Origin of the sequence: Arthrobacter sp. CC3, assembly GCF_039907775.1 — a bacterium.
GTDB lineage: Bacteria > Actinomycetota > Actinomycetes > Actinomycetales > Micrococcaceae > Arthrobacter.
On record NZ_JARCCY010000026.1, the window covers coordinates 64,707 to 71,422 of the forward strand.

The 6,716-nt window shown below is 66.7% G+C and carries 3 protein-coding genes and 1 pseudogene; 3 read left to right on the plus strand and 1 reads right to left on the minus strand.

The features are described 5' to 3' along the window. Nucleotides 1-136: 136 nt before the first annotated feature. The gene (locus PV761_RS15815; protein WP_347898158.1) at nt 137-1,801 is read left to right on the plus strand and encodes a methyltransferase; all 1,665 of its coding nucleotides are present in this window, start codon (nt 137-139) and stop codon (nt 1,799-1,801) included. 15 nt (nt 1,802-1,816) lie between these two features. On the opposite strand, the pseudogene PV761_RS15820 reads toward PV761_RS15815, so the two are convergent. Then, nucleotides 1,817-3,097 (minus strand): annotated as a pseudogene (locus tag PV761_RS15820) (MFS transporter); the annotation flags it as partial. Nucleotides 3,098-3,176: 79 nt separating this feature from the next. Between PV761_RS15820 and PV761_RS15825 the strand changes: the two are divergent. Next, nucleotides 3,177-3,812, plus strand: coding sequence for a winged helix-turn-helix domain-containing protein (locus tag PV761_RS15825; protein ID WP_347898145.1), 636 nt, complete (start codon nt 3,177-3,179; stop codon nt 3,810-3,812). A gap of 107 nt (nt 3,813-3,919) precedes the next feature. After that, nucleotides 3,920-6,655, plus strand: coding sequence for a type I DNA topoisomerase (topA, locus tag PV761_RS15830; RefSeq protein ID WP_347898147.1), 2,736 nt, complete (start codon nt 3,920-3,922; stop codon nt 6,653-6,655). Nucleotides 6,656-6,716: the final 61 nt, after the last annotated feature.

A 6,716-nucleotide genomic window follows, 5' to 3' on the forward strand; every position in this document is an offset into this window, starting at 1 on the left:
GTGCTGCCGACAATCCCGCCGAAGGCGGACTGATCCCCGTGAATCGGCCCGGCGACCCCGGGTGTGGGAACTCCGGCAAGCGCAGGCCGGCGGGCGCATCCCGGAACCATAGACTTGCTCAGTGACTGAAACAGCTATGCACTTCACGGCCGGCAACACTCCCGACGCCCCTCGCAGCGACCTCCCGGAGCTGCTGTCCGCCCTCGCCGCGGACCTGCGCGGCATCGGTTACACGGTCGACGGAGTCGCCGCGCTGCTCGGCGAATCCGCTTACTCCGCGCTCGGCCGCGACCAGCTCATCCCGTCACTGATCGCCACAGAAGCCGCCGCGAAAGGTGACCCCGACGCAGCGGCGCTCGCCGCCGTCGTACGCCTGTGGCTCCTGGCCGTGCCCCAGCATGCTGAAGTGCTCGACGCCGCCCTCCCGGGGATCCGCACCGAGGGCCTCCTCACGCTGGGGCTCGTCGAACCGTCCGCGGCGGAGACCGGCACGGATTCCGCTTCGGGAACCGTCAGGGCAAAGGCTGACCTCCGGCCGTACGGCTGGAGCGGCAATGCCGCGGCGGGTGCGGACGAAACCGACGCGGACAATGGCGGCGGGGCCGAGCTGTGGGTGGCCAGCGACCTCGCGGCGCATCAGCAGCCCGGCGTCCTGCGCCACGACCATGTGCTGGGCATCGGGCAGGCCTCCACCACGCTGGTGCAGACCACCATCCGCCGGCAGGTTTCCAAAGCCCTGGATCTGGGCACCGGCTGCGGCATCCAGACCTTCCACCTCCTGCACCACGCGGACCACGTGACAGCCACGGACATCTCGGCACGGGCCCTTGCCTTCACCCGGTTCAACCTGCTCCTCAACGCCGAAGCACTGCGCATCGACCCATCCAGGCCGGAAGACCGGATAAGCCTGCGCCTGGGTTCGCTGCTGGAACCCGTGGCCGGCGAAACCTTCGACCTGGTGGTGTCCAATCCGCCGTTCGTGATCACGCCCCGGAGCCTGGGAGAGGCCGCCGCGGACCAGTTCACCTACCGCGACGGCGGGCTGCCCGGAGACGACATTGTTGCGTCGCTGGTCCGCGAACTGCCGTCCGTCCTGGCCCCGGCCGGAACAGCCCAGCTCCTGGGCAACTGGGAGGTCACGGCCGGGACCGCCTGGCAGGAAAGGCCGCAAAGCTGGGCCGGACCGGACGTGGACGCCTGGTTCATCCAGCGCGAGCTCGTGGGCCCGGAACAGTACGCCGAAACGTGGCTGCGGGACGCCTCCGAGTCCCGCGACCGGCAGCACTACCAGGACGCCTACGCCGCCTACCTGGACGACTTTGCCTCACGCAACGTGGCCGGGATCGGCTTCGGCATGATCTTCCTCCGGCGCCCCGCCGCGGGCGCCCGGCCGGTCATCAGCCGCTTCGAGGAAATCACCTATCCCATCGAGCAGCCCATTGGCCCGTGCCTGGGCGCAGCGGTGGAGCGGGCCGACTGGGTGGCCGCGAACAATCTTGCCGCCACCCACCTGCTGGTGGCCGAGGACGTCACGGAGGAGCGCCACCAGCGGCCCGGTGCGGAACACCCCGGCGTGATCCTGTTGCGCCAGGGCTCGGGGCTTCGGCGCACCAACCTGCTCAGTACTGAGCTTGCCGGCTTCGTGTCAGCGTGCGACGGTGATCTGTCCGTCGGGCAGATCACCGGTGCCCTTGAAGCGCTGCTGGGCGGGGGCGACGGGTTCGACGGCGAAACGTTCCGGAACGGGCTCCTCGCCGAAGTCCGGAACCTGGTCCTCGACGGGTTCCTCCTGCCGGCCTGAACCGGACACGGCGGGCGGTTCCGCCGGACCGTCCGGGTCTGAACCGAAGCGCCACAGAACAGTAATCGCGATGGCCAGCGACACCAGCGCGCCGATGCCGCCGACCAGCAGGAAGGCGGCCCGGACCGGCAGCAGGACACCGAGGAGGCCCCCGAACGCCAACGCCACCACGGTGATGGCGCGGGTCAGGCCGCCGATCATGGACATCGCCTGCCCGCGGCCTTCCTCGGGCATCCGAAGGATGACGATCGCACCGAAGCAGGCGTTGAGGACACCGCAGAAGACTCCCATCCCGGTGTAGGCCACGAACATCAGCTCCACGGTGGGCACCAGCCCGATGACCGCGAGTACCGTGGACGTCAGCGCCATGGACCCCAGGAGGACGCGGAGCCTGACCGGGGCTGATGTGATGCGGGCGGCGAGAACGGCTCCGGCGGCCATTCCCAGGGCAAAAGAGGCCACGAGCAGGCCGTATTGCGTTTCGGACGCGCCCATCTCGCCCCGGACGAGGAAAACTTCAAGGACGTTGGTTGCTTCCCCCACGGCAATAAAGAACAGTGCGCCGAGCACCAGGGCCCACACCAGGCTGTCCCGCCGGATAAGCCGGAGCCCGTCCATCAAAGCGGGCAGCTTCCTGCCGGCTCGTTCGGCGGAGGTGCCCCTCCGGGTCCGGATCAGGAACGCGCCCACTCCCATCAGGACGTAGAGGGCGCTTGCCACGGAAAACACCAGCAGCGAACCGCCCCACCCACTAAGCACTCCGCCTGCCGCAGGCCCTGCCATTCCCGCGATCATGATGGTTGCCTGCATGGTTCCCACGGCCCTGGGTGTCCGCTCTTCCCCGACAATGCGGGGCAGCAGGGCCTGAAACGTCGGGCCGGCCACGGCCTGGCAGGCGTTCAGCAGGAACGTGAGGGCGAAGAGCACGGGAATGTAGTTTTCCAGGTAGTGCATGCTTAGGCCCATGCCTGCAACGGCTGCGGCACTTCCGGCGGAGGCCGCCGTCGCGATTGTCCGGGAATCCCTCGTGTCAGCGAGCCGCCCGGCCCAGGGGGCAAGGATCACCAGCGGCAGGGCCGAGCACAGCAGGTAGGCGGCCACGAGCCAGGAGCCCGCGAGCGTGACGGTGCCGGCCGCGGTCAGTGCCTGCAGATGCAGCATTACGCTGACCACCACGGCACCCATGCCGGTGGCAGCCAGGAACCGGGCACTGCTTGCCAACAGGAAGTCCCGGTTTCGCCAAAGCGCTGGATTTACTTGTATTAAGGCAGGCGATCGCCCGGCCATGTCCCCCATGTCCGCGAAACTACTCCCCGGCGCGATGGAATGTCAAGCGTTTCTTTCAGAGTTGGCTGATCGCCGATAGAATGGAGTCGTGAATGCAGAAACTCCAGAAACGGAGCCGGCCGCACAAGAGGGTGCCAAACGCAGGGCACGGCCGGAAAAGAAGGTGGAGATCACCGACCCGAAGGCCATCCGCGCGCTGGCCCACGCGGCACGGCTGGAAGTGATCTCGGAACTGTATTCTACGCAGGTCAGCCGGACGGCGACGGAGCTTGCCGCGCAGACCGGCCTGACGCCCAGCGCCATGAGCTACCACCTGCGGGCCTTGCAGAAATGGGGAATCGTGGAGCCGGCCGCCACTGCCGGCGACGCCAGGGAACGCCGGTGGCGGGCCGCCGGAACGGACTTCACCATCAATTCAGGCGGGGGAGTGGCCAGCCCCGAGTTTGCCGTCCTCGACCTGGAGCTGGACGCCTTCCGGCGCAGGGTCAACGCCTACGCCAAGGTCCGTGACGAACGCCGGAAAAACAGCGAATCGACCGAGGCGCCCGGCGTCGTGGTGCTCTCCAGCAACCTGCTGTACCTGACACCGGCGCAGCGCTCCGAGCTCACCGCCAAGGTGTTCGGGCTGCTCAAGGATTACGAGCTCGAAGACCCGGACCAAGTTCCCCAGGGCGCCGAGAGAATGGCCACGATGTGGTCCATGATTCCTGACGACCGTAAGTGATGCCCGGCACCCGTTTTCCACATGAATGCGCATCATCCTTCAAAATATGGTGAACTAGGCGAGTATGGGCTCATCTGCCCCAGCCAACCTTTTTCTGTAGGAGCACCGTGCCAAGCAAGGCCAAAACCGGCAAAAAACTCGTGATCGTGGAGTCTCCGGCCAAGAGCAAGACCATCGCCAAGTACCTGGGCGAGGGCTTTATCGTGGAGGCCTCCATCGGTCACATCCGTGACCTGCCGCAGCCTTCGGAGCTCCCTGCCGAACTCAAGAAGACCTCCATCGGCAAGTTCGCCGTCGACATCGAAAACGACTTCAAGCCGTACTACGTCGTGTCCGCGGACAAGAAGAAGAAGGTGACTGAGCTCAAAGCAGCGCTCAAGGACGCCGACGAACTTTACCTCGCAACCGATGGGGACCGCGAGGGCGAGGCCATCGCGTGGCACCTGCTGGAAGTACTCAAGCCCAAGGTGCCGGTGTACCGGATGACGTTCGGCGAAATCACCAAGGAAGCCATCCAGCGCGCCATGGGCAACCTGCGCGACGTCGACCAGGACCTGGTGGATGCACAGGAAACCCGCCGCGTGCTGGACCGCCTGTACGGCTACGAAATTTCCCCGGTGCTGTGGCGCAAGGTGGCCCGCGGCCTGTCGGCCGGCCGCGTCCAGTCCGTGGTCACCCGCATGGTGGTGGACCGTGAACGGGAACGCATGGCCTTCAAGGCCGCGTCCTACTGGGACCTCACGGGCCAGTTCGGCGCCGGCTCGGGTGCTGCTTCCTCTTTCAAAGCGAAGCTGGCGGCCGTTGATGGCGCCAAGGTGGCCAGCGGCCGCGATTTTAACGACAACGGCGAACTCACCTCGCGCAACGTCGCGCACCTGAACGAGGAACTCGCCACGTCCCTCGCGGCAGGCCTGCAGAGCGCCGAGTTCCGTGTCCGCTCCGTCGACACCAAGCCGTACACCCGCCGTCCGGCCGCTCCGTTCACAACGTCCACGCTGCAGCAGGAAGCCGGGCGAAAGCTGCGGTTCTCCTCCAAGAGCACCATGCAGGTGGCCCAGCGCCTCTATGAAAACGGCTACATCACCTATATGCGTACGGACTCCTCCGCGCTGAGTGACGAAGCAGTGACGGCCGCCCGGCGCCAGGCGTCCGAGCTCTACGGCCCGGAGTACGTGCCGCAGTCGCCCCGGGTCTACACGGGCAAGGCAGCCAACGCGCAGGAAGCCCACGAAGCTATCCGCCCCGCCGGAGACTCCTTCCGCACCCCGGCGCAGGTAGCCAAACAGCTGTCCGGCGACGAATTCCGGCTCTACGAGCTCATCTGGAAGCGCACCGTCGCCTCCCAGATGGGCGACGCCAAGGGCTCCACGGCCACCATCCGCCTGGGCGCGGTGGCAGCGGACGGCCGGGACGCCGAGTTCTCCGCCTCCGGCACGGTCATCACGTTCCCCGGCTTCCTTGCAGCCTACGAGGAAGGCAAGGACGAAAGCCGCGGCGACGACGATTCCGAGGAAGCCCGCCGCCTGCCCAACGTGGCCAAGGACGATGCACTCACCGCCTCGGACATCGTTGCCGTTGGCCACGAAACCTCGCCGCCGCCGCGCTACACGGAAGCCTCCCTGACGGCGGAGCTGGAAAAGAAGGGCATCGGACGCCCGTCCACCTATGCCTCCACCATTTCCACCATCCAGGACCGCGGCTACGTGCGAAAGCAGGGCTCCGCGCTGGTCCCGAGCTGGATCGCCTTCTCCGTGATCCGGCTGCTCGAACAGCACTTCCACGACTACGTGGACTACGAGTTCACCGCGGACATGGAAGGCGACCTGGACAAGATCGCCAACGGCCAGGCCGTGGGCGCCGCCTGGCTCAAGCACTTCTACTACGGCGAAGACTCCGACCCCGGTCTCTTGAGCATCGTCAACAACCTTGGCGAAATTGACGCCAAGGAAATCAACTCCGTGCCGATCGCCGAGGGCATCACCCTTCGTGTGGGCAAGTTCGGCCCGTACCTGGAAAGCTCCATCCCCACGGTCGACCCGAAGACCGGCGAAGTGGTTGAGTCTGCCCGCGCGAACGTCCCCGAGGACCTGGCTCCGGATGAGCTGACGGCCGCCAAGGCCAAGGAACTGATGGAGACGGCCGCCCCGGAGGAGCGTGTCCTTGGCGATGACCCGCACACCGGTCACACGGTGGTGGCCAAGAACGGCCGCTACGGCGCCTACGTTACGGAAGTCATTCCGGAAATGACGGACGAGCAGCTCGCCAACCAGCCGGTGGAGTACTACAAGAACGGCAAGCCCAAGCCGCCGAAGAAGCCCGTGAAGGCCAAGCCGCGCACCGGCTCGCTGTTCGCCTCGATGAGCGTGGACACGGTCAGCCTGGAAGAGGCCCTGCAGCTTATGAGCCTGCCGCGCGTACTCGGCGAGGACGCTGAAGGCAACGTCATCACCGTGCAGAACGGCCGCTTCGGCCCGTACCTGAAGAAGGGCACGGACTCGCGGTCCATCGGTTCCGAAGAGGAAATCTTCACGATCACGCTGGAGCAGGCGCTGGAGATCTACTCCCAGCCCAAGCAGAGGGGTGCGCGCGCCGCCGTGCCGCCGCTCGCCGAGTTCGGCCCGGACCCGGTGTCCGAAAAGAACATCGTGGTCAAGGAAGGCCGCTTCGGACCGTACATCACCGACGGCATCACCAACATCACCGTTCCGCGCGCCACCTCCCTGGAGGAACTGACGCGCGAGCAGGCCGTGGAACTCCTGGCGGAGAAGCGTGCCAAGGGCCCGGCCAAGCGTCCCGCCGCACGCAAGGCCCCCGCCAAGAAGAAGGCCGCTGCCAAGAAGTAGGGGCCCTTCCACCCGAGACGGTGGGTGCGGGCCGTGGGCTGCGTTCCGGAACGCAGCCCAC

Excerpts from the sequence above, each read along its gene's own strand:
- PV761_RS15815 (WP_347898158.1), top strand. The coding sequence starts at position 137 with ATGCACTTCACGGCCGGCAACACTCCCGACGCCCCTCGCAGCGACCTC.